20 protein-coding genes are annotated in these 21,259 nt (G+C 71.2%); 6 read left to right on the plus strand and 14 right to left on the minus strand.

Annotated elements, in window-relative coordinates:
- The first annotated feature begins 23 nt into the window (after positions 1 to 23).
- Positions 24 to 281, plus strand: a complete 258-nt coding sequence (locus ACIQ7D_RS02240; RefSeq protein ID WP_403932559.1) for a WhiB family transcriptional regulator — start codon at positions 24 to 26, stop codon at positions 279 to 281.
- Between the two features lie 51 nt (positions 282 to 332).
- On the opposite strand, the gene ACIQ7D_RS02245 is transcribed toward ACIQ7D_RS02240, so the two are convergent.
- From ACIQ7D_RS02245 to ACIQ7D_RS02270, 6 genes are all read right to left on the minus strand, one after another.
- On the minus strand, positions 333 to 1,256 hold the full coding sequence (locus ACIQ7D_RS02245) for a chitosanase (protein WP_403932562.1): 924 nt from the start codon (positions 1,254 to 1,256) through the stop codon (positions 333 to 335).
- Positions 1,257 to 1,360: 104 nt separating this feature from the next.
- On the minus strand, positions 1,361 to 2,335 hold the full coding sequence (locus tag ACIQ7D_RS02250; protein WP_403932565.1) for an acyl-ACP desaturase: 975 nt from the start codon (positions 2,333 to 2,335) through the stop codon (positions 1,361 to 1,363).
- A 216-nt stretch (positions 2,336 to 2,551) separates the two neighbouring features.
- A complete protein-coding gene (ddaH, locus tag ACIQ7D_RS02255) occupies positions 2,552 to 3,328 on the minus strand; it encodes a dimethylargininase (RefSeq protein ID WP_403932568.1) in 777 nt (258 codons plus the stop codon).
- Positions 3,329 to 3,398: 70 nt separating this feature from the next.
- On the minus strand, positions 3,399 to 5,033 hold the full coding sequence (locus tag ACIQ7D_RS02260; protein WP_403932571.1) for an ABC-F family ATP-binding cassette domain-containing protein: 1,635 nt from the start codon (positions 5,031 to 5,033) through the stop codon (positions 3,399 to 3,401).
- Between the two features lie 354 nt (positions 5,034 to 5,387).
- A complete protein-coding gene (locus ACIQ7D_RS02265; protein WP_403932574.1) occupies positions 5,388 to 5,804 on the minus strand; it encodes an SsgA family sporulation/cell division regulator in 417 nt (138 codons plus the stop codon).
- 280 nt (positions 5,805 to 6,084) lie between these two features.
- Entirely contained in the window at positions 6,085 to 6,381 is a 297-nt protein-coding gene (locus ACIQ7D_RS02270) for a YciI family protein (protein WP_403932577.1), read from the minus strand.
- A 46-nt stretch (positions 6,382 to 6,427) separates the two neighbouring features.
- Here ACIQ7D_RS02270 and ACIQ7D_RS02275 point away from each other — a divergent pair, with 46 nt between their 5' ends.
- The 5 genes from ACIQ7D_RS02275 to ACIQ7D_RS02295 all read left to right on the plus strand — a co-directional run bounded on the left by ACIQ7D_RS02275 (position 6,428) and on the right by ACIQ7D_RS02295 (position 12,307).
- Positions 6,428 to 7,144, plus strand: coding sequence for an endonuclease V (locus ACIQ7D_RS02275; RefSeq protein WP_403932580.1), 717 nt, complete (start codon positions 6,428 to 6,430; stop codon positions 7,142 to 7,144).
- A 48-nt stretch (positions 7,145 to 7,192) separates the two neighbouring features.
- On the plus strand, positions 7,193 to 7,372 hold the full coding sequence (gene mmpA / locus ACIQ7D_RS02280; protein ID WP_403932583.1) for a morphogenic membrane protein MmpA: 180 nt from the start codon (positions 7,193 to 7,195) through the stop codon (positions 7,370 to 7,372).
- Positions 7,373 to 7,563: 191 nt separating this feature from the next.
- On the plus strand, positions 7,564 to 8,712 hold the full coding sequence (locus ACIQ7D_RS02285) for a CaiB/BaiF CoA transferase family protein (RefSeq protein WP_403932586.1): 1,149 nt from the start codon (positions 7,564 to 7,566) through the stop codon (positions 8,710 to 8,712).
- Between the two features lie 112 nt (positions 8,713 to 8,824).
- The gene (locus ACIQ7D_RS02290) at positions 8,825 to 10,039 is read left to right on the plus strand and encodes an acetyl-CoA C-acetyltransferase (protein ID WP_403932589.1); all 1,215 of its coding nucleotides are present in this window, start codon (positions 8,825 to 8,827) and stop codon (positions 10,037 to 10,039) included.
- Positions 10,040 to 10,078: 39 nt separating this feature from the next.
- The gene (locus tag ACIQ7D_RS02295) at positions 10,079 to 12,307 is read left to right on the plus strand and encodes a 3-hydroxyacyl-CoA dehydrogenase NAD-binding domain-containing protein (RefSeq protein WP_403932592.1); all 2,229 of its coding nucleotides are present in this window, start codon (positions 10,079 to 10,081) and stop codon (positions 12,305 to 12,307) included.
- Positions 12,308 to 12,404: 97 nt separating this feature from the next.
- On the opposite strand, the gene ACIQ7D_RS02300 is transcribed toward ACIQ7D_RS02295, so the two are convergent.
- The 8 genes from ACIQ7D_RS02300 to ACIQ7D_RS02335 all read right to left on the minus strand — a co-directional run bounded on the left by ACIQ7D_RS02300 (position 12,405) and on the right by ACIQ7D_RS02335 (position 21,193).
- Entirely contained in the window at positions 12,405 to 13,064 is a 660-nt protein-coding gene (locus tag ACIQ7D_RS02300) for a TetR/AcrR family transcriptional regulator (RefSeq protein WP_403932595.1), read from the minus strand.
- 383 nt (positions 13,065 to 13,447) lie between these two features.
- A complete protein-coding gene (locus ACIQ7D_RS02305; RefSeq protein WP_403932598.1) occupies positions 13,448 to 14,317 on the minus strand; it encodes a shikimate dehydrogenase in 870 nt (289 codons plus the stop codon).
- The gene (aroQ, locus tag ACIQ7D_RS02310; RefSeq protein ID WP_403932601.1) at positions 14,314 to 14,784 is read right to left on the minus strand and encodes a type II 3-dehydroquinate dehydratase; all 471 of its coding nucleotides are present in this window, start codon (positions 14,782 to 14,784) and stop codon (positions 14,314 to 14,316) included. Before aroQ ends, ACIQ7D_RS02305 begins: the two co-directional genes overlap by 4 nt.
- Positions 14,785 to 14,820: 36 nt before the next feature.
- Positions 14,821 to 16,194 (minus strand): MFS transporter, encoded by a 1,374-nt coding sequence (locus ACIQ7D_RS02315; protein ID WP_403932604.1) that lies wholly within the window; start codon positions 16,192 to 16,194, stop codon positions 14,821 to 14,823.
- A 239-nt stretch (positions 16,195 to 16,433) separates the two neighbouring features.
- On the minus strand, positions 16,434 to 17,831 hold the full coding sequence (locus ACIQ7D_RS02320) for a GH1 family beta-glucosidase (protein WP_403932607.1): 1,398 nt from the start codon (positions 17,829 to 17,831) through the stop codon (positions 16,434 to 16,436).
- Positions 17,832 to 17,913: 82 nt separating this feature from the next.
- A complete protein-coding gene (locus ACIQ7D_RS02325) occupies positions 17,914 to 18,825 on the minus strand; it encodes a carbohydrate ABC transporter permease (protein WP_403932610.1) in 912 nt (303 codons plus the stop codon).
- Complete coding sequence (locus tag ACIQ7D_RS02330; RefSeq protein WP_403932614.1) at positions 18,822 to 19,790, minus strand: carbohydrate ABC transporter permease; 969 nt, start codon at positions 19,788 to 19,790, stop codon at positions 18,822 to 18,824. Before ACIQ7D_RS02330 ends, ACIQ7D_RS02325 begins: the two co-directional genes overlap by 4 nt.
- A 101-nt stretch (positions 19,791 to 19,891) precedes the next feature.
- Entirely contained in the window at positions 19,892 to 21,193 is a 1,302-nt protein-coding gene (locus ACIQ7D_RS02335) for an ABC transporter substrate-binding protein (RefSeq protein ID WP_403932617.1), read from the minus strand.
- Positions 21,194 to 21,259: the final 66 nt, after the last annotated feature.

The raw sequence follows: 21,259 nt of genomic DNA on the forward strand, positions 1-21,259 counted from the left end.
TCGCGGACGGGCAACCTGTGCCCATGCCGATCAACATCACCACCAGTACCACCACGAGCGACGAACTCTCCTGGCAGGAGAGCGCGTTGTGCGCCCAGACGGGGCCCGAGTTCTTCTTCCCCGCCCCCGGATCCTCCACCCGTGAGGCCAAGCGGCTCTGCGGCGCCTGCGAGGGGCGGGTGGCCTGCCTCCAGTACGCCCTCAACCACGACGAGCGGTTCGGGGTATGGGGCGGGCTCTCCGAGAAGGAGCGGCAGAACCTCCGGCGCCGCAGCCGCTGACCGGCGCCGTCGGGCGTCGCCGGCGGTAACTGGTTCACCTGCGCGCCCCGGTCACACCGTGTCGATGCGGAACGCCTCTCCGTACACCTGCCAGCGCAGCGGCAGCCGCAGCTCCATGTTGCCGTCGCGCAGGAAGACCCGCTGCGCGGTGTCGATCCGGGAGGAGTCACGCTGCGCCGCGATGGGCTTCGCCCTGATCACGGCCTTGCTCGCGTCGAGGAAGGTGCCGAGGTACGCCTTCTCGTCGCCGCCCTCGGCCGCCGTCCTCGCCTTCTTCATGGCCGCCTGCCGGATGCCGTAGAAGCCCTGCGCGTCGAGTCCCGGGCCGTGCAGGACCATCGCGTCGTAGTAGATGAACTGGCCGAGCGTGCCGAGGCCGTCCATCTTGGCCAGCCGGACGGCCGGGTCGAAGTACAGCGTGTCCCGGGTCCTGTCCTGCGCGGCACGGAAGTCCGGGGACTTCGAGGCCTCTGCCCAGGCGTCCCGGAAGCCGGGGTCCAGGCCCTCGTGCGAGTCGGTGCCGTCCACCGCGCGCAGCGCCGGCAGGTAGGACGCGAGCGGATTGTCCGGGTGGGACTTCGTGTACGACTCCACGAGTTGCAGCATGTCGTTGGTGCCGGAGCAGAAACCGATGATCCCGGCGGTGTAGCCGTTGCCGTCGCCGAGGTCCTCGATGGCGCCGTACTGGCCGCGCCAGTCGAGCGTGGAGTTCTCCGCGCTGGCCACGATCCGCGCGGCGATCTCCTTCTGTGCGGGGGCGGCGAGTCCGGGCGGCAGCTTCTCGACGTGCTCCGCCCGCTCCGCCCGCTCCTCCGCGTCGCCCGGGGCAAGGGGGTTGGGGGCGCCGCTCTGTCCGGGAAACTCCGGCGGATGGTCGGCGAGCACCCCCGAATCGCCGTCGCCGCCGCCGAAGAGAACGACGGCGGCGACCAGGACGGGAGCGCCTATGAGGAAGAGGCGCGTAACAGGCTTCATCCGGCACAGGGTACGGCGCACAGGCGCGCGGCCCGAACCGTACGCCCCCTTGTATGCCGCGCGCCCTTTCGTCCGCCTGTGCGCGCCCGCCCCCGTCCGCGCTGTCAGCCCGCGGCGCGCGCCGACATCCGGGCCTTGCGGGCGGCGAGCTTCTCGTCGAACTTGCTCGCCTCGCTGTCCAGACCGCCCATGTAGAGGCCCAGTTCCTCCTGGGCCTTCAGGCCCTCGGGGCCGAGACCGTCTATGTCCATGACCTTCAGGTAGCGCAGCACGGGCTGGAGCACGTCGTCGTGGTGGATGCGCATGTTGTAGATCTCGCCGATGGCCATCTGCGCGGCGGCGCGCTCGAAGCCGGGCATGCCGTGTCCGGGCATCCGGAACTGCACGACCACGTCGCGGACGGCCTGCATGGTCAGATCCGGGGCGATCTCGAAGGCGGCGCCCAGCAGATTCCGGTAGAAGACCATGTGCAGGTTCTCGTCGGTGGCGATGCGCGCCAGCATCCGGTCGCAGACCGGATCGCCCGACTGGTGGCCGGTGTTGCGGTGCGAGACACGGGTCGCCAGCTCCTGGAAGGCGACGTACGCGACGGAGTGCAGCATCGAGTGACGGTTGTCGGACTCGAAGCCCTCCGCCATGTGCGCCATCCGGAACTGCTCCAGCTTGTCCGGGTCGACCGCGCGCGAGGTGAGCAGGTAGTCGCGCATGACGATGCCGTGCCGGCCCTCCTCCGCGGTCCAGCGGTGCACCCAGGTGCCCCAGGCGCCGTCGCGGCCGAAGAGGCTGGCGATCTCGTGGTGGTAGCTGGGGAGGTTGTCCTCGGTCAGCAGATTGACCACGAGCGCGATCTTGCCGATGTCGGTGACCTTCGACTGCGCCGGCTCCCACGCCTCGCCGTTCTCGAAGATGCCGGGGAAGTTGCGGCCGTCGGACCAGGGCACGTACTCGTGCGGCATCCAGTCCTTGGCGACTTTGAGATGGCGGTTGAGTTCCTTCTCCACCACCTCTTCCAGCGCGTACAGCAGTCGGGCGTCGGTCCACGCTTCCGAACTGCCGAGGTGGGGAGAGGTGATCGACACGGGTGCTCCAGGGGGACGGGAGATTTACCTACGGGTTCGTAGGTTACGACACCGTAGGTTAAGGCCCGAATAAGCGGGAGGCCAAGCCCGGACCCCGGATCACCTCACGACCGCCCCGGATCCCTCATGTACCATGGGCATGTCACCTACGGTAAACCCCCAGGCCGGCGCCGGTTTACCAGCGGTACGCGGGGCAGCCGGCCAGGCTCGCATCCGTCAGACGTACAGCTCCCGCAGCCGTACCGAGAGACAGGTCACGCACCCTTCGAGCTTCTCGAACTCGCTGATGTCCACCGGCACCGGCTCATGGCCGAGATCCGAGAGCAGTGCGGCGGTCCGTGGCGCGCTCGCCGCGATCAGCACTTTCCCGCCGCCCAGCAGGACGACGTGCGCGCCCGGCTCCTCCGGTACGGAGAGCCGGCGCGGGAAGAGCGACCAGGCGTCCAGCAGTGGCTCGAATCCGATGACGGTGGCGTCGGGCAGCGCCGTCACCGCGGACTTGAGATGCAGCACCTTGGTGACGGGTACGGCCACCACGCGCGCCCCGAGCGGTTCGAAGGCGGCACGGAGCTGCTGGATCCCCGCCGCGTTCGTCCGGCCGCCCTGGCCCACGTAGATCGTGTCGCCGGTCTTCAGGACGTCACCGCCGTCGAGGGTGCCGGGCTCCCGGATCCGGTTGACCGAGCAGCCGAGCCGGATCAGCTCCCGCTCCACCGCCGCGGTCTCGGGGCGGCGCGAGGGGGCGCCGGGCCGGGAGATCAGCGCGACGTTGCGGAACATCACGACGGTGTCCTCCACGAACACCCCGTCCGGGCAGTCGTCGGCCGGGTCCACCTCGACGGTCTCCCAGCCGTGCGCGCGCAGCGTCGCGCCGTACCGCTCCCACTGCTCGACCGCGAGCGCGGTGTCGACCGGGGTCCGTTCGAGGTGGGTGACCAGCCCCTCGGCGAGGCGCGGGCCCGGGCGTCGGATCAGGGCTTTCCTGCTGGGCACGAATGTCTCTCCCTGTCGTCGGGGGCGGCCGGCCGGCCGGGGTGGTACGAGACCGGTCACCCGCCCATCATCACCCCTGCCCGGCCGCCCGTACCTCCTCCGCGTCGGTGTCCCGCAGCGCGCCGTCGAGCAGCAGCCAGCGGGTGATGCCGATCGACTCCAGGAACGGCACGTCGTGGCTCGCCACGATCAGCGCGCCCTGGTACGACTCCAGCGCCGCGGTGAGCCGGCGCACGGACGCCATGTCCAGGTTGTTCGTCGGCTCGTCGAGCAGCAGCAGCCGCGGCGCCGGTTCCGCGAGCAGCAGCGCGGCGAGCGAGGCCCGGAACCGTTCACCGCCCGAGAGGGTCCCGGCCGGCTGGTCGGCCCGCGCGCCCTTGAAGAGGAAACGCGCCAGCCGGGACCTGATCTGGTTGTTGGTCGCCTCGGGCGCGAAACGGGCCACGTTCTGTGCCACGGTGAGCCGGTCGTCCAGCACATCGAGCCGCTGCGGCAGGAAGCGCAGCGGCACATGGGCCAGCGCCTCGCCGGACTCCGGCGCCAACTCCCCGGCGACGGTGCGCAGAAGCGTCGTCTTGCCCGCTCCGTTCCGGCCGACCAGCGCGATCCGCTCGGGGCCGTGGATCGCGTACTCGCCGCTGACCTCGGCCCCGTACCGCAGCCGCAGGTCGCGCAGGGTGAGCACGCCACGCCCGGGGTGGACGACGGTGTGCGGCAGTTCGATACGGACCTCGTCGTCGTCCCGTACCGCCTCCACGGCCTCGTCCAGCCGCTCCTTCGCCTCGGCCAGCCTCTCGGTGTGCAGGATGCGGTGTTTGCCCGCGGACTCCTGGGCCGCCTGCTTGCGTCCGTTCATGACGATCTTCGGCTCGCGCTTCTGGTCCGACATCTTCTGCCCGAATCGCTTGCGCCGGGCCAACTTCACGTTCGCTTCGGCGAGTTCGCGTTTCTGGCGCTGTACGTCGGCCTCCGCGACCCGCACCGTACGGGCCGCCGCCTCCTGTTCCTGGGCGAGCGCCTCCTCGTAGGCGGAGTAGGCGCCGCCGTACCAGCGCACCTCGCCCTCCCGCAGATCGGCGATCTGGTCGACGCGCTCCAGCAGTTCACGGTCGTGGCTGACCACGACCAGCACTCCGGACCAGGAGTCGACGGCGTCGTACAGCCGCCGCCGGGCGTGCAGATCGAGGTTGTTGGTCGGCTCGTCCAGCAGCAGGACGGCGGGCCGGGCGAGCAGCAGCGCGGCCAGGCCGAGCAGCACGCACTCGCCGCCCGACATCTCGCCGACCGTCCGGTCGAGACCGAGCCGGCCGAGGCCGAGGTGATCGAGGGTGGCGTGGGCCCGTTCCTCCACGTCCCAGTCGTCACCGACGGCCGTGAAGTGCGCCTCGCTCACGTCGCCCGCCTCGATGGCGTGCAGCGCGGCTCGGGTCGCGGCGATACCGAGGGCCTCGTCCACCCGCAGAGCGGTGTCGAGCGTCACGGTCTGGGGGAGGAAACCGACCTCGCCGGTGATCCTGATCCGGCCCTCGGCCGGGGTGAGTTCACCCGCGATCAGCCTCAACAGGGTCGACTTCCCTGACCCGTTGAGGCCGATGAGTCCGGTCCTGCCGGGTCCGATCGCGAGCTGGAAGCCGTCGAACACCTCGGTCCCGTCGGGCCAGGCGAACGAGAGGGCGGTGCAGGTGACATGGGCGGCGGCGGACATACACGTCTCCGGTTGCTGCGAAGGTTCAGGGGTCAGGGCAACGGATGGAGACACCGCGAGCAGGAGGGAAGTCCAGGTCGAGGGGACGGCTGGGCAGCCGAGGTCACACACGAGGCGGACAGCCGGAAGGAAGCACGACTGTGCGGCACGGTGTCTCAGGACCTCAGATGCGCAACGGTCCACTCCGATCGACGACAACAGGACCACGGCCCACGGTACGGAGCGGTCCGGCGGCGGTCAAAGGAATTAAGAGGTCGCGCGGATAGGTGGGGTGGAGGAAGGAGCGGGGCGAGGGGCGACTCTGGCAAGGCGGAGGAGGGAGGCGATACGGAGGGGGTACCTCGGGGCGCGCCGTCAGTGCGCGTCGCGCAGCAGTTCGGTCAGGTCGTGGTCCAGGTCGAGGTAGAGATGCTCGCGTCCGGCCGGGACCAGGCTCTGTGAGCGCTCCAGGAAGCGGCGCAGCTCCGAGGTGCGCAGATGGACCATCGCGGTCCCCTCGGGCGCGTGGAACTCCAGGACCGTACGGCCGTAGCCGAAGGGCCGCACCCGTACGTCACCGACGCCGGCCGCCTCGGTCATCCCCGTCGCCAGCAGCTCACGGGAGAACTCCCAGGTGACTTCGGTGCCTTCGAGTGTCGCCGGGGGCGGGAACTCCATCCGTACGGCGAACGGATCGGCCCGGTCGTAACAGAGCGTCGCGGGGACGGTCTCCATCCGGGGAGTGGGCGAGACCAGCCGGGCCTGCACGGCCTGTTCGATGACGGGCGACATGGCCTGCTCCCCTTCGTCGGATCCGGGCGGTGCCGGGCTCATCCGTACGGGTCCGGCACGGACGTCGCACCGCTTCGTACGGGAGAGGGACCGGGCGCGGCCCTCCCCTACAGGGAAAGACGGCGGAGCCGCTCAATACGTGCTCCGAATCGGGAGTGAGCTGTGTCACCGTACCGTGATCTGTGTCACATCGCCCGGCGGGCGGCGGCCGGGCACCTCGCCCGGCGGGCCCGCGCGCCGCCCGCCCGGCCCCGGGGCGGCGCCCCGCGAACTCCGGTCGCTACGCCTGTTCCTGGCGGTAGGGGGCCAGCTCCGGCGCGGTCATCGTCGCCGTGAACTCGGTGATCCGGTACGTGCAGACATCGCCGGTCACGAACGGGTCGGTCGCCACCAGCCGCTCGACCGCGGCCCGGTCGTCCCCGACCGCCAGGATCACCCCGCCGTCGCGCGGGACCTTACGGCCGGAGGCGATGAAGACACCCGTCCCGTACGACGCGTCGAGCCAGGCGACATGCGCCCCGAGAAGCGCTTCGACACGGTCGAGGGGCGCGGTGTAGGTCAATTCCAGTACGAACATGATCGCCAGGTTAGCCAGAGCGACCGCCGCATAGGCTGTCGCCACCATGGAAATGATCAGGACACCCGCCGACGAGGCCGAGGCGCGCGCCGTCCAGGACGAACTGCGCGGGCGTGTCGTGCTCGGCGAGGCAGGCCCGCCGCCCGGTACGGGGTTGGTGACCGGCGTGGACGTGGCCTACGACGACGAGCGGGACATCGTCGCCGCCGCGGCCGTCGTCCTCGACGCGGCCACCCTCGCCGTGGTCGACGAGGCCACCGCTGTCGGCCGGGTCGCCTTCCCGTACATCCCCGGTCTGCTCGCCTTCCGGGAGATCCCGACCGTGCTGGCCGCCCTCGGCGCGCTCACGGCGGAGCCGGGGCTGATCGTCTGCGACGGGTACGGCCGGGCCCATCCGCGCCGTTTCGGGCTCGCCTCCCACCTCGGTGTGGTCACCGGGCATCCGGTGATCGGCGTGGCGAAGAACCCGTTCACGTTCGCGTACGAGCCGCCCGGCCCCCGGCGCGGCGACTCCTCGCCGCTCCTCGCCGACGAGGGCGAGGAGGTCGGCCGCGCCCTGCGCACCCGGGCGGGCGTGAAGCCGGTGTTCGTCTCGGTCGGCCACCGCGTCGATCTCGCCACCGCCTGTGCGCACACCCTGCGGCTGGCCCCCGACTACCGGCTCCCGGAGACCACCCGGCGGGCCGACGCGCTCTGCCGCGAGGCCCTGCGCGAGGCGGTCGCGCGGGAGGCCGCCGGTGGCACGGCGGACCGGGGAATCTGAGTACGCGTACGGATACCCCCGCCCGGTCCCGGCCGACAGGATCTGATCATGACAAACAGCCGAGCCGCGCTCAGTACGGCCCACCCCCACGCCCCCGCCCGCACCGCCGCCCCCTCCCCGGCCCGTGAGCGCGGCAGGTCGGCCGTGCTGCTGGTGGCCACGGTCGCCGGGGTGATCTGGCTCGGCTCGATGATCTACACCATCGCGGACTGGGCGACCGGCCTGTAGCGGTGCGCACCGTCCGGCCGGGACCGGTGCCGTCCGCCGCCCCGGCTTGGCCGAACACCCCCTCCACGGCATAGGCTCGGTACCGGGCTAAGCGCTTGCTCTGCCCCGTTCCACGCGGCCCCGCGCCGAGCGGAACGTGTTCTCGGCATCACCGGGTGTCTCCGCGGTGGTGCCCCACCGCTGGGGGCCGGATGACAGGGACGACGAACGGGCCGCTGACCGGGGTACGCGTGGTCGAACTGGCCGGGATCGGGCCCGGCCCCTTCGCCGCGATGACGCTCGCCGACCTCGGCGCCGATGTCGTACGGATCGACCGCCCGGGCGGCGCCGGGCTCGGCATCGACCCGGCGCACGACCTCACCAACCGCAACAAGCGCTCCGTGCTGATCGACCTCAAGGCCGCGGACGGCGCCGCCCGCGTCCTCGACCTGGTCGAGCGCGCCGACATCCTCGTCGAGGGATACCGCCCCGGCGTCGCCGAGCGGCTCGGAATCGGCCCGCAGGAGTGTCTCGACCGCAACCCCCGGCTGGTGTACGGCCGGATGACCGGCTGGGGCCAGGAAGGACCGCTCGCGGACCGGGCGGGGCACGACATCGGCTACATCGCCGTCACCGGCGCCCTCTCCATGATCGGCAAGGCCGAGGAGCCGCCCGCGCTCCCCGCGAACCTGCTCGGGGACTACGCGGGCGGTGCGCTCTACCTGGTCATCGGTGTGCTCGCGGCGCTCCAGCACGCCCGTACCCCGGACGGCGCCGGACAGGTCGTGGACGCGGCGATCGTGGATGGCACCGCCCATCTCACGACCATGATCCACGCCATGATGGGCGCGGGCGGCTGGCAGGACCGGCGCGGCGCCAACCTGCTGGACGGCGGCAGCCCCTTCTACGGCTCGTACGAGACCTCCGACGGCGCGTACATGGCGGTCGGCGCGCTGGAGAAGCGCTTCTACAACGAGTTCGTCGAACTGCTCGGGCTGACCGGCGAGATCCCCGACCGCAGGGACTTCGCGCGCTGGGACGAGCTGCGAGCCGCCGTGGCCGCCCGGTTCAGGACCCGGACCCGCCAGGAGTGGACCGCCGTCTTCGCGGACTCCGACGCCTGCGTCGCCCCCGTACTCACGCTGCGCGAGGCGCCCGACCACCCCCATCTCGCGGCCCGTGGCACCTTCACCGACCACGCGGGGGTACGCCAGCCCGCCCCGGCGCCCCGCTTCTCGGCCACACCGGCATCGGTGCGCCGCCCGCCCGCGCGGCCGGGCGCGGACGCCGCCGAGGTCGCCCGCGACTGGGACCTGCCCGACCCGCCCGAGCGGCCGGAAGGGCACGACGACCCGGCCTGATCCGGCACAACACGACACGAGACGACACAGCACGAGACGACACGACACGACCCGGGCCGGTCCGCCGGACGGGCCCCGCCCCTCGAACTCTCCGTAACGGAAGGCAGCCGCCGTGAGTACCGAAGCGTTCGTCTACGAAGCGATCCGCACCCCGCGCGGTCGCGGCAAGGCCAACGGGGCCCTGCACGGCACCAAGCCCATCGACCTCGTCGTCGGCCTCATCCACGAGCTGCGCCGCCGGCTGCCCGGACTCGACCCGGCCGCCGTGGACGACATCGTGCTCGGCGTGGTGAGCCCCCTCGGCGACCAGGGCTCGGACATCGCCCGGATCGCCGCCCTCGCCGCCGGACTGCCCGACACCGTCGCCGGGGTCCAGGAGAACCGCTTCTGTGCCTCCGGCCTCGAAGCCGTCAACCTGGCCGCCGCCAAGATCCGCTCCGGCTGGGAGGACCTGGTCCTCGCGGGCGGCGTCGAATCGATGTCCCGGGTGCCGATGGGCTCCGACGGCGGCGCCTGGGCGATGGACCCGATGACCAGCTTCGCCACCGGCTTCGTGCCCCAGGGCGTCGGCGCCGACCTGATCGCCACCCTCGGCGGCTACAGCAGGCGTGACGTGGACGAGTTCGCCGCGCTCTCCCAGGAGCGGGCCGCCGCGGCGTGGAAGGAGGGCCGCTTCGACCGCTCCGTCGTCCCCGTACGCGACCGTAACGGGCTCACCGTCCTCGACCGTGACGAGCACCCGCGCCCCGGCACCACAGCCGACTCGCTCGCCGCGCTGAAGCCGTCCTTCGCGGGCATCGGCGAGCAGGGCGGCTTCGACGCCGTCGCCCTCCAGAAGTACCACCGGGTCGAGCGGATCGACCACGTCCACCACGCGGGCAACTCCTCGGGCATCGTGGACGGCGCGGCCCTCGTGGCCATCGGCTCACAGGAGACGGGGGAGCGGTACGGGCTCACACCGCGCGCCCGGATCGTCTCCGCGGCCGTCTCCGGATCCGAACCGACCATCATGCTCACCGGACCGGCCCCCGCCACCCGCAAGGCGCTCGCCAAGGCAGGACTGACCATCGACGACATCGACCTGGTGGAGATCAACGAGGCCTTCGCCGCCGTCGTCCTGCGCTTCGTCGACGAGATGGGGCTCTCCCTGGACAAGGTCAACGTCAACGGCGGCGCCATCGCGCTCGGCCATCCCCTCGGCGCCACCGGCGCGATGATCCTCGGCACCCTCGTCGACGAACTGGAGCGCAGGGACCAGCGGTACGGCCTCGCCACGCTGTGCGTCGGCGGGGGCATGGGTGTCGCCACCGTCATCGAACGTCTCTGACCGGCCGTCGTCCCTTCTCTCCCGCTACGGAGCAGCAGCATGAGCGAGCCCACCGCCGCACCGCACACCACACCCGGACCCGCACCCGCCGGCCCGCCCACGCCGGGCGCCATCCGCTGGGAGCGGGACGCGACCGGCGTCGTCACCCTCGTCCTGGACGACCCCGACCAGTCCGCGAACACCATGAACCAGGCGTTCCGGGACTCCGTCACGGCCGTCGCCGACCGGGCCGAGGCGGAGCGGGACACCATCCGCGGCATCATCGTCACCTCCGCCAAGAAGACGTTCTTCGCGGGCGGCGAACTCAAGGACATGATCGGGCTGGGCCCCGCCGACGCCCGGCGCGTCTTCGACAGCGGCATGGCCGTCAAGGACGCCCTGCGCCGGATCGAGACGCTGGGCAAACCGGTCGTCGCCGCTCTCAACGGCGCGGCGCTGGGCGGCGGTTACGAGATCGCGCTGGCCTGCCACCACCGTGTCGCCCTCGACGCCCCGGGCTCCCGGATCGGGCTGCCCGAGGTCACCCTCGGTCTGCTGCCCGGGAGCGGCGGGGTCACCCGTACCGTACGGCTGATGGGCCTCGCCGACGCCCTGCTCAAGGTGCTCCTCCAGGGCACCCGGTACGCACCGCGGCGCGCCCTGGAGAACGGCCTGGTCCACGAAGTCGCCGCCACCACCGAGGAGATGCTGGCCCGGGCGCACGCCTTCATCGACGAACACCCCGAATCCCACCAGCCCTGGGACGTCAAGGGGTACCGGATCCCCGGTGGTACGCCGTCCACCCCCGGCCTCGCCGCCCAACTCCCCGCATTTCCGGCCAGCTTGAAGAAGCAACTCGCGGGCGCGCCCTATCCGGCCCCGCGCAACATCCTCGCGGCGGCCGTCGAGGGCGCGCAGGTCGACTTCGCGACCGCGCAGACGATCGAGGCGCGCTACTTCACCGAACTGGTCACCGGACAGACCGCCAAGAACATGATCCAGGCGTTCTTCTTCGATCTCCGGACCGTCAACTCCGGGGCGAGCAGGCCCCAGGGCATCGCGCCGCGCGAGGTCCGCAGGGTCGCCGTGGTCGGCGCCGGGATGATGGGCGCGGGCATCGCCCACTCCTGCGCGCGTGCGGGCCTCGACGTCGTCCTCAAGGACGTCTCGGAGGAGGCCGCCGCCCGGGGCAAGGCGTACACGGAGAAGCTGCTCGACAAGGCGCTCACCCGGGGCCGTACCACCGAGGCCGACCGTGACGCGCTGCTCGCCCGGATCACCCCCACCGCCGACCCGGCGCGGCTGGCCGGCTGCGACGCCGTGATCGAGGCGGTGTTCGAGGACACGGCGCTCAAGCACCGGGTGTTCGAGGAGATCCAGGGGATCGTCGAGCCGGACGCGCTGCTCTGTTCCAATACCTCCACACTGCCCATCACCGTGCTCGCCGAGGGTGTGTCGCGCCCGGCCGACTTCATCGGACTGCACTTCTTCTCCCCGGCCGACAAGATGCCGCTGGTCGAGATCGTCCGGGGGGAGCGGACCGGGGACGAGACACTGGCCCGCGCCTTCGACCTGGTGCGCCGGATCGGAAAGACCCCGATCGTCGTCAACGACGCGCGCGGCTTCTTCACCTCCCGGGTCATCGGGCGCTTCCTCGACGAAGGCGTCGCGATGATCGGCGAGGGGCTGGAGCCCGCCTCCGTCGAACAGGCCGCCGCGCAGGCGGGCTACCCGGCCAAGGTGCTCGCGCTCATGGACGAGCTGGCGCTCACCCTGGCCCGCCGGATCCGCGAGGAGACCCGGCGCGCGGTCGAGGGGGCCGGGGGCCGCTGGAGCGGACATCCGGCGGACGCGGTCGTCGACCGCATGGTGGACGAGTTCGGACGCCCGGGACGCGCGGGCGGCGCGGGCTTCTACGAGTACGGCGAGAACGGTGAACGCCTGCGCCTCTGGCCGGGGTTGCGGGAACACTTCGGCACGGGCGACACCGATGTCCCGCTGCGCGACATGGGGGAGCGGATGCTCTTCGCGGAGGCGCTGGAGTCGGTCCGCTGCCTGGACGAGAACGTCCTGACCTCGGTCGCCGACGCCAACATCGGCTCCCTGCTGGGCATCGGCTTCCCCGGCTGGACGGGGGGCGTGCTCCAGTACATCAACGGGTACGAGGGCGGTCTGCCCGGCTTCGTGGCACGCGCCCGCGAGCTGGCGGAGCTGTACGGGGAGCGGTTCGCGCCACCGGCGACGCTGGTCGCGAAGGCGGAGACGGGCGGGACGTACAGCGACACGTAGAAGTGCGGCGGCGCGCGGAGGTTCAGCCGCAGGTGGCCCCGCGTTTCAGCCGCACGTGGCCCCGGCGGCCGGGCCTGGCCCCGTGCTCGGTCCGGCGTCAGGCCTCGGCCGTGAGATAGGCGATGACCATGTCGCCCAGCATCGTGCGGTAGTGCTCGCGCCGGTCAGGGGCGGTCAGGTCACGGCCGAAGAGGGTGCCGAAGGTGTGCCGGTTGGCGACCCGGAAGAAGCAGAACGAGCTGATCATCGCGTGCAGGTCGAGGGCGTCGACCTCGGCGGTGAAGACGCCCTTGGCCCGGCCCTCCTCCAGGATGCGGCGGATGACGTCGATGGCGGGGGAGTTGAGCGAGCCGAGCGTGGCCGAGGCCTTGATGTGCTCGGCCTCGTGGATGTTCTCGATACTGACCAGCCGGATGAAGTCCGGATGCGCCTCGTGGTGGTCGAAGGTGACCTCGGCGAGCCGTCTGATCGCGGACTCCGGGTCGAGATGTTCCACGTCGATGTCCTGTTCGATGGCGCGGATCACCCCGTACGCCCGCTCCAGGACGGTCGTGAAGAGCCGCTCCTTGCTGCCGAAGTAGTAGTAGATCATCCGCTTGGTGGTGTGGATGTGCGCGGCGATCTCGTCCACCCGGGCGCCCGCGAAGCCGACCCGGGCGAACTCCCGTGTCGCCGCGTCGAGGATCTCCTCGCGGGTCCGTGCCGCGTCCCGGGTCCGTGTGACGGGCGGGGTCGGCGGGGGGACAGCGGTTGCCATACGGCTCCTCGTGGCGTCGGGCCCGCGTCGGGCACGGTGCGCCCCAGTCTATCGAGACACCCGCGCGCCCCCCCGGGCCCGCGCCGCGCCCGCTCCCTCCCGGACAGGGCCTGGACGAGTCATTCCGAAGTCCCGTCTGCGGGGAGGTGCCATGCACGCACATCCGCGGCGTTGTCGTCGGTCATCCCCAAGGTCTCGGCTTCGCTCGACCAGGGGAGACCCCATCCGCTCCCGCGTCGCTTCCCTCCTCCGCCTTGCGGCTGCGCTCGGCATCCGAAGGACCGTTCAATGCGCCGAGACGGAGCGAGCGCAGCGAGTGCGGTGCACCTGAAACCTCCCCGCCCGCCCCAAGGGGCGGACGACGCTACTTCGGAATGACTCGTCTACCCGGTGGGGGCCCCGACGAGGTCGGCGAGATCGTCGAGCATCCTCTCCGTGTGCGGCTCCCGTCCCGTGAAGAGCCGGAAGGCGTCGGCCGCCTGGAAGACGGCCATGGCGCCGCCGTCCAGGGTCGGGCAGCCGATCTCCCGGGCCAGCCGCAGCAGTTCGGTGTCGAGCGGCCGGTAGACGACCTCCGCCACCCACAGTCCGGGACGGAGCAGCCCGGCGGGGAGCGGCAGCCCCGGGTGTCCGGCCATGCCGGTGGGTGTGGCGTGGACGAGACCGTCGGCGTCGGCGAGGCGCGCGGCGAGCCACGGCATCGCGACGGCGCCCGCTCTCCCGGCGCCGAAGCGGCGGTTCAGCGCGTCGGCGAGCGCGGTGGCCCGTACCGGGTCGGTGTCCGCCAGCGCGAGCCGGTCCACGCCGAGGGTGAGCAGCGCGTGTGCGACGGCGGCGCCCGCCCCGCCCGCCCCGAGCTGGACGACCCGCCGGGTGGCGACGCCGGGCAGGCCCCGGGCGAAGGACCGGGCGAAACCGGTGACGTCCGTGTTGTGACCGGTCGCCCGGCCGTCCCGCAGGACGACGGTGTTGACCGCGCCGAGCGCCGCCGCCACGGGATCCACCTCGTCCAGGTGCTCGATCACCAACTGTTTGCAGGGATGGGTGATGTTGAGCCCGTCGAAGCCCAGCGCCCTTGCCGCCCCGACCAGTTCGCCGACCGCTTCGGGACGCACCCCCAACGCGTCGATGTCGAGGGTGCGGTAGAGCAGGCGAAGCCCGTGCCGGTCCGCCTCCCGTTCGTGCAGCGCGGGGCTGAGCGAGGGGCCGATGCCCGCGCCGATCAGACCGGTGAGATACGAGGTCCCGGTCACCGGGCGGCCTCCACCAGCCGGGCCAGATGGGCGAGGCCCAGCGCGTAACCGTGCGCCCCGGCCCCGCAGATCACCGTGTCGGCGACGGCCGAGACATACGAGTGGTGGCGAAATGCCTCGCGCCGGTGGATGTTGGACAGATGCACCTCCACGACCGGGAGGTCCACGGCGGCGAGCGCGTCGCGCAGCGCCACCGAGGTGTGGCTGTAGCCGGCCGGGTTGATCACGATGCCGCGGTGCGCGGTGCGCGCCTCCTGTACGGCGTCGATCAGCACGCCCTCGTGGTTGCTCTGCCGGAAGTCGACCCGCAGTCCGTGACCGGCCGCAGTGGTGCGGCACAGCGCCTCGATGTCGGCGAGGGTGTCCGTGCCGTACACCGCGGGCTCCCGCAGGCCGAGCAGATTGAGGTTGGGGCCGTTGAGGACGAGTACGGAGTTCTCCGGAGTCCGGTCGGACGGGTTCGGCATCGTGGTCTTTCTTTCGGTGGGGGGTGAGGGAGGGGGTCAGGCGGAGACCGACGTGGTGGCCCGGGACCGCTCCGGGGCCGTTTTCCGCCGGGTGCCGAGTTCCGTGGTGGGCACCTTGAACGTCTCCCGGCCGGTCAGGACGGCGAGCGAGCTGAGAACGCAGAAGGCGGCCGTGAAGATCGCGACACCGAGCCAGTTGTCCCCGTCGGGGCCCGCGATCCGCGCCGCGAAGCTGACGGCGAACCCGGCGACGGCGAAGCCGATCTGGGTGCCGATCGCCATGCCCGAGAGCCGGACCCGGGTGGAGAACATCTCACCGTAGAGGGAGGGCCAGATGCCGTTGGCGGCGCTGTAGACCACGCCGAAGAACGCGATGCCGGCGAGGAGCACCAGCGGGTAGGACCCGGTGGAGATCGCCCACAGATAGACGAAGACCATCACCCCGGAGCCGAGCGACCCGATGAGGAAGACGGGCTTGCGGCCGATCCGGTCCGAGAGCCTTGCCCAGAGCGGAATGGCGAGCAGGGCCACCGCGTTGGCAGCGACACCCACCCAGAGCATGGCCGTCTTGTCCATGCCGACGGCGTCACCGGTGGCGTACGACAGCGCCCAGACGGTGAAGATGGTGGAGACGGTCGCGATGGTGGCCGCGGCGACGACGCGCAGCACATCGGCCCAGTGGTGGCGCAGCAGATGGACCAGCGGCAGTTCGGCCGGTGTGCGGGCCGCGGACTCCTGCTGGAAGACGGGGGTCTCCTCCAGATTGCGCCGGATGAGATAGCCGGCCACCGCGACGAAGGCGCTCAGCAGGAACGGGACCCGCCATCCCCAGGTGTAGAGCTGCTCGTCGGGGAGGGCTGCGACCGGGATGAAGATCAGGGTCGCGAGGATCTGGCCGGCCTGTGTCCCGTTCAGGGTGTAGCTGGAGTAGTAGCCGCGCCGGTCCTCCGGCGCGTGTTCCAGCGTCATCGAGCTGGCGCCGGCCTGCTCGCCCGCGGCCGAGATCCCCTGGAGCATGCGCATCAGGACCAGCAGGACGGGCGCCGCCGCCCCGATCTGGTCGTAGGTGGGCAGACACCCGATGAGGAAGGTGGAGACGCCCATCAGGATCAGCGTCAGGACCATGACCCGGCGCCGGCCCAGCCGGTCCCCGATGTGCCCGAGGAACAGCGCGCCGAGGGGCCGGGTCGCGTACGCCACGCCGAAGGTGCCGAGCGAGATCAGCGTGGCGGTCGCGGGATGGTCGGGGTTGAAGAAGACCTTGGGGAAGATCAGGGCCGCGGCGCTGCCGTAGATGAAGAAGTCGTAGTACTCCAGCGCGCTGCCGATCCAGGCGGCCACGGCCGCCTTGCGGGGTTTGCCCCGTGGCGTGGGGGACGGTGTCGGGGCGTCGGGCGTGTGAGCGGACACGCGTGCTCCTCTGGGGGAGAGGGATCCGGGCGGGGAGGGGAGGGTGGCGGGAAGGGGGCGGCGCCCGGTCTGGGCCCGCTAATTAACGCACTGGGTAGTTAATTACACTGTGGAGGATCCTGGGACCGGTGCCCGTCACTGTCAAGACATCGCGCGGAAACTCCAGCCCCGCGCCCCGGAACGCGCTCACCCCCCGGACGGGTGCGTCCAGGGGGTGAGGGCGGCGGGACCGGGACGGGTCAGCCGATGCCGCCGCGTCCGATGACCTGTGCGTACCAGCGCGCGCTGTCCTTGATCGTACGGCGCTGTGTCGCGAAGTCGACATGGACGATGCCGAACCGCTTGCTGTACCCGTAGGCCCACTCGAAGTTGTCCAGCAGCGACCAGAGGAAGTAGCCCCCCACCGGCGCCCCGTCGGCGATCGCCCGGTGGACGGCGCTGAGGTGGGAGTGGAGGTAGGCGACGCGCTCGGGGTCGTGGACCGCGCCGGACGGGTCGGCGTAGTCGTCGTACGCCGCCCCGTTCTCGGTGACCATCAGCGGGGTGCCGGGCAGTTCGTCACGGAGCCGGATGAGCAGTTCGTACAGCCCGTCCGCGTCGACCGGCCAGTCCATGGCCGTACGCGGCCCGGGAGCCGGTACGAAGCGGACCCGGCCCTCGGCGGCCGGCCACGGCGAGGGGGTCTCCGAGGAGCCCGCGGCCACGACGGTCGGGGAGTAGTAGTTGATGCCGAGCGAGTCGATCGGCGCGGAGGCGGTCTCCAGATCGCCGTCCTGGACGAACGACCAGTCCGTCAGCCCGGCCGTGTCGGTGACCAGGTCCTCCGGCAGCCGCCCGTGGAAGACCGGGTCGAGGAAGATCCGGTTGCCCACGGCGTCGATCCTGCGCACCGCGTCGAGGTCCGCCGGTGTGTCGGTGAGCGGCCGCAGGGCGTGCAGGTTGAGCGTCAGCGAGATCTCGGCCTGGCGCGGCAGTGTGTCGCGCAATGCCCGGACGCCCAGGCCGTGGGCGAGATTCAGGTGGTGCGCGGCGCGCAGCGCGGCGACCGGATCCGTACGCCCGGGGGCGTGCACCCCGGAGGCGTAGCCGAGGAAGGCCGCGCACCACGGCTCGTTGAGGGTGGTCCAGGTGGAGACGCGGTCGCCGAGGGCCTCGCCGACGAGGCGTGCGTACTCCGCGAACCGTCCGGCCGTGTCGCGCTGCGGCCAGCCGCCCGCGTCCTCCAGCTCCTGCGGCAGATCCCAGTGGTAGAGCGTGGCGACGGGCCTGATGTCCGCCGCCAGCAGGGCGTCGGTCAGCCTTCGGTAGAAGTCGAGGCCGCGCTGGACGGCGGGGCCGCGCCCGGTGGGCTGGACCCGCGACCAGGACACCGAGAAGCGGTAGTCGGTGACGCCCAGCTCCTTGAGGAGCGCGACGTCCTCGTCCATCCGGTGGTAGTGGTCGGCGGCGATGTCACCGGTGTCGCCGTTACGGACCCGGCCGGGTGTCCGGCTGAAGGTGTCCCAGATGGACGGCGTACGGCCGTCCTCGGTGGCGGCGCCCTCGATCTGGTACGCGGCGGTGGCCGTGCCCCACCGGAAGCCGGCGGGGAAGCGGGCCTCCACGGCGGTCTGAGGGCGAGCGTCGACAGCGGTCATGAAGAAGGGCTCCCGTGAGTGAGCGACGGAACAGTGGGGGTACGGGTGGTGCGGTGGGGGGATACGGGTGGTGCGGGCGAGTTCAGCCCTTGACGGCGCCCTGCATAATGCCGCCGACGATCTGCCGGCCGAGCAGTCCGAAGACCAGCAGCACCGGCAGGGTGCCGAGCAGGGTGCCCGCCATGATCACGGACTGGTCGTGCACATAGCCGCCGCCGAGCTGGCGCAGCGCCACCTGGACGGTCGGATTCTGCGAGGAGAGCGCGATGATCGGCCAGAAGAAGTCGTTCCACGCCGCCATGAAGGTCAGCATCCCGAGCACGGCCATCCCGGGGCGCGCGATGGGCACCACCACCGACCAGAAGATCCGCGCGGTGGAGGCGCCGTCGACCCGGGCGGCCTCGATCAGCTCGTCGGGCAGCGACTGCACCAGGTACTGCCGCATGAAGAACACACCGAACGCGGAGACCAGTCCGGGCAGGATGACGGCCTGGAGCTGGTTGACCCACTGGAGTTCGGCGATCAGCATGAACAGCGGGATCACCCCGAGCTGCGGCGGGATCATCATCGTGCCGATGGTGACGGCGAGCAGCACACCGCGCCCGCGGAAGCGCAGCTTGGCGAAGGCGAACCCGGCCAGGGTGCAGCACAGCACGGTCCCCACCGTGATCGACCCGGAGACGATCAGCGAGTTGAGGAGTGCCTTGGCGATGTCGGCCTCCTCCAGCACCGCCTGGAAGTTGTCGATGAGGTGGGGGCCCGGCAGCAGGGTCGGCGGCACCTTCGCCAGATCGGCGTTGGAGCGGCTGGCCGCGACGATCGTCCAGTAGAACGGGAACGCGGAGAAGAGCAGCGCGACGGTCAGGATCGCGTACGAGAGCCATCCGCCGTGCATCGTGCGCCCGGCGCGGCTCCGACGCCGTACCGGTGTCGGCCCCGGCTCCTTCCCGGCGGGCGGGGACGGTGGGGTCGGCGGGGCGGTGAGTGTGGTCATCGGCCGGCCTCCTTACGCGAACGTCGGCGCGCGACCAGGGCGTTGATGCCGACCAGGATCAGGATGAGCAGGAACATCACCCAGGCGATCGCGGCGGCCCGGCCGAGGTGGAAGAAGCCCCAGCCCTGTTCGTACAGGTAGAGGCCGAGCGTCTGGTACTGGTGCGAGATGCCGCCCGAGATGGACCCCTCGAAGAGCAGTGGCTCACCGAAGAGCTGGGTGGCGCCGATGGTGGAGACGACGACCGTGAAGACGATCGTGGGGCGCAGTCCCGGCAGTGTGATGTGGAGGAACTGCCGCCAGCGCGAGGCCCCGTCGACCTCGGCGGCCTCGTACAGCTCGCTCGGGATGGACTGCATGCCCGCCAGATAGATCAGCGCGTTGTACCCGGTCCAGCGCCAGATCACGATGGTCGACACGGCGATCTGCGAGGCGACGGTGCCGGTCTGCCAGTCCACCGGGGAGACGCCGACCAGCCCCAGCACGTAGTTGACCAGACCGAAGTCGCGTCCGAAGAGCTGGGCGAAGACCAGGGTCGCCGCGGCCACCGAGGTCGCGTACGGCAGCAGCATCGCCGTACGGATGAATGTCCGCCCGCGCAGCTTGTAGTTGAGGAGATGGGCCAGCCCCAGCGCCATCACGAGCTGCGGCACGGTGGCGAGCACACCGATGGTGAAGGTGTTGCGCAGCGCGGTCCAGAAGTACGCGTCGGTGAAGATCGCCGTGTAGTTGCCGAGCCCACGCCACTCCATGTCGCCCGGTGTCTGCAACTCCACCCGGTAGAGCGAGACATAGGCCGTGTAGAGCAGCGGGAAGAGCCCGAAGGCGGCGAACAGGGTGAAGAACGGGGCGAGATAGGCGTACGGCGAGAACGCGCGCCAGGAGCGGCGCACGGCGGACGCCCGGGACGCCGGAGGGCCCGGCGCGGGCGGCGGCGCCGCCTTCGCGGTGGCGGTGAGGGTCATGGATCGGCCTTCGCAAGCGGGGGAGAGGAGAACCGGGGTGGGGGATGCGCGGGAGAGTCCGGGCCGGCCCTGGTCGGGACCGGCCCGGACCCGCGTCGGCGTCAGCCGATGACGTTCTCGACGCCCTTCTTCGCCGTCGACCACGCCGCTCCTGAGGCCTTGCCCTTGCGCTCCACCTCGCTCAGCGCGTTGGTGATCTGCTGGGCGACATTGGCGTCATGGACCCCGAGGACCTGGACGGGCGCGGCCTTGGCGGCGTCACCGAAGATCTGGCCGGTCGGCGCGCCGGAGAAGTACGGGTCCTTCGTGTCCGCGATCTGCTCGATGGCACCGGTGGAGGACGGGAAGATGCCCTGCTTCCGGAAGAGCTTGGCCTGCTGCTCGGGCGCGGTGAGCCACTTGATCAGCTCGTACGCCTCCTTCTTGTGCTCGGCGGCGCGCGGTACGGAGAGGTACGAGCCGCCCCAGTTGCCCGCCCCGCCGGGCAGCGCGGCGATGTCCCACTTGCCCGAACCGGTCTCGCCCGCCTGGCCCTTGATGTAGCTGAGCATCCACGCCGGGCACGGCATGGTGGCGAACGAGCCCGCCGCGAACGCCTGGTTCCACTGCGGCGACCACTGGTCGAGCTTGGCGCTCAGCCCGGCGTCCGCGGCCCTGACCGAGGTGTCCCAGGCGGTCTTCACAGCCGGGTTCTGCTCGTAGATCAGCTTGCCGGAGGCGTCGTAGTACCGCTCCTTCTCCTGGCCGATCATGATCGAGTAGAGGCTGCCGACGCTGTCGAGCCAGGCGCTCTTCGCGGGCGCCTTCGCCATGTACTCCTTGCCGAGGGCGAGATAGCCGTCCCATGTGGACCACTTCTTCGCCAGCTCGGTGCGGTCGGTCGGCAGCCCCGCCTTCTTGAACAGGTCGGAGCGGTAGCACATCGCCTCGGGCCCGACATCGGTGCCGAGCCCCAGGATCCGGCCGTCCTGGGTGGTCGCCGCCGACCACTTGGCCTCGGCGAACTGGTCCTTGAGCGTGTCCGCTCCGTACCGCTTCAAGTCTTCGAACTTGTCGGACTGCTGCTGGGTGACGGAGGCGATCCGTCCGACCTCCACGCCCTGCACATCGGCGAGCCCGCCCCCGCCGGCCAGCCGGGTCTGGAGCGACTTCCAGTAGTCGGCCTCGTCCTCGGTGTCGCTCTGCTTGATCGTGATGTCCGGGTGGAGTTTCTGGTACTCCGCGTAGAGCCCGGCCTCCTTGTAGCCGAACGATCCGAAGAGGTCCACGGTCAGCGTGACCTTGCCTCCCGCGCTGTCGGAGGTCCCTGAGGAACCTGACCCGCAGGCGACGAGCAGTGCCCCGGAGAGCACGACCGCACCGAGACGGACCGCGGCCCTGCTGGCGGCTCGGGCGATGGGCATGAGAAGCCTCCCTTGGCTTCGGAGTACACACGAGAGCCGATTGAGAGCGCTCTCAGAATCTGGGGT

Origin of the sequence: Streptomyces sp. NPDC096310, assembly GCF_044763125.1 — a bacterium.
Taxonomy (GTDB): domain Bacteria; phylum Actinomycetota; class Actinomycetes; order Streptomycetales; family Streptomycetaceae; genus Streptomyces.

What these genes read in the sequence shown, in the direction of transcription:
- ACIQ7D_RS02240 (WP_403932559.1), top strand. Translation starts at nt 24, where the DNA reads ATGCCGATCAACATCACCACCAGTACCACCACGAGCGACGAACTCTCC.
- ACIQ7D_RS02245 (WP_403932562.1), bottom strand. Translation starts at nt 1,256, where the DNA reads ATGAAGCCTGTTACGCGCCTCTTCCTCATAGGCGCTCCCGTCCTGGTC.
- ACIQ7D_RS02260 (WP_403932571.1), bottom strand. Translation starts at nt 5,033, where the DNA reads ATGTCCGCCGCCGCCCATGTCACCTGCACCGCCCTCTCGTTCGCCTGG.
- ACIQ7D_RS02265 (WP_403932574.1), bottom strand. Translation starts at nt 5,804, where the DNA reads ATGTCGCCCGTCATCGAACAGGCCGTGCAGGCCCGGCTGGTCTCGCCC.
- ACIQ7D_RS02270 (WP_403932577.1), bottom strand. Translation starts at nt 6,381, where the DNA reads ATGTTCGTACTGGAATTGACCTACACCGCGCCCCTCGACCGTGTCGAA.
- ACIQ7D_RS02275 (WP_403932580.1), top strand. Translation starts at nt 6,428, where the DNA reads ATGGAAATGATCAGGACACCCGCCGACGAGGCCGAGGCGCGCGCCGTC.
- mmpA (WP_403932583.1), top strand. Translation starts at nt 7,193, where the DNA reads ATGACAAACAGCCGAGCCGCGCTCAGTACGGCCCACCCCCACGCCCCC.
- ACIQ7D_RS02285 (WP_403932586.1), top strand. Translation starts at nt 7,564, where the DNA reads ATGACAGGGACGACGAACGGGCCGCTGACCGGGGTACGCGTGGTCGAA.
- ACIQ7D_RS02295 (WP_403932592.1), top strand. Translation starts at nt 10,079, where the DNA reads ATGAGCGAGCCCACCGCCGCACCGCACACCACACCCGGACCCGCACCC.
- ACIQ7D_RS02300 (WP_403932595.1), bottom strand. Translation starts at nt 13,064, where the DNA reads ATGGCAACCGCTGTCCCCCCGCCGACCCCGCCCGTCACACGGACCCGG.
- aroQ (WP_403932601.1), bottom strand. Translation starts at nt 14,784, where the DNA reads ATGCCGAACCCGTCCGACCGGACTCCGGAGAACTCCGTACTCGTCCTC.
- ACIQ7D_RS02320 (WP_403932607.1), bottom strand. Translation starts at nt 17,831, where the DNA reads ATGACCGCTGTCGACGCTCGCCCTCAGACCGCCGTGGAGGCCCGCTTC.
- ACIQ7D_RS02325 (WP_403932610.1), bottom strand. Translation starts at nt 18,825, where the DNA reads ATGACCACACTCACCGCCCCGCCGACCCCACCGTCCCCGCCCGCCGGG.
- ACIQ7D_RS02330 (WP_403932614.1), bottom strand. Translation starts at nt 19,790, where the DNA reads ATGACCCTCACCGCCACCGCGAAGGCGGCGCCGCCGCCCGCGCCGGGC.
- ACIQ7D_RS02335 (WP_403932617.1), bottom strand. Translation starts at nt 21,193, where the DNA reads ATGCCCATCGCCCGAGCCGCCAGCAGGGCCGCGGTCCGTCTCGGTGCG.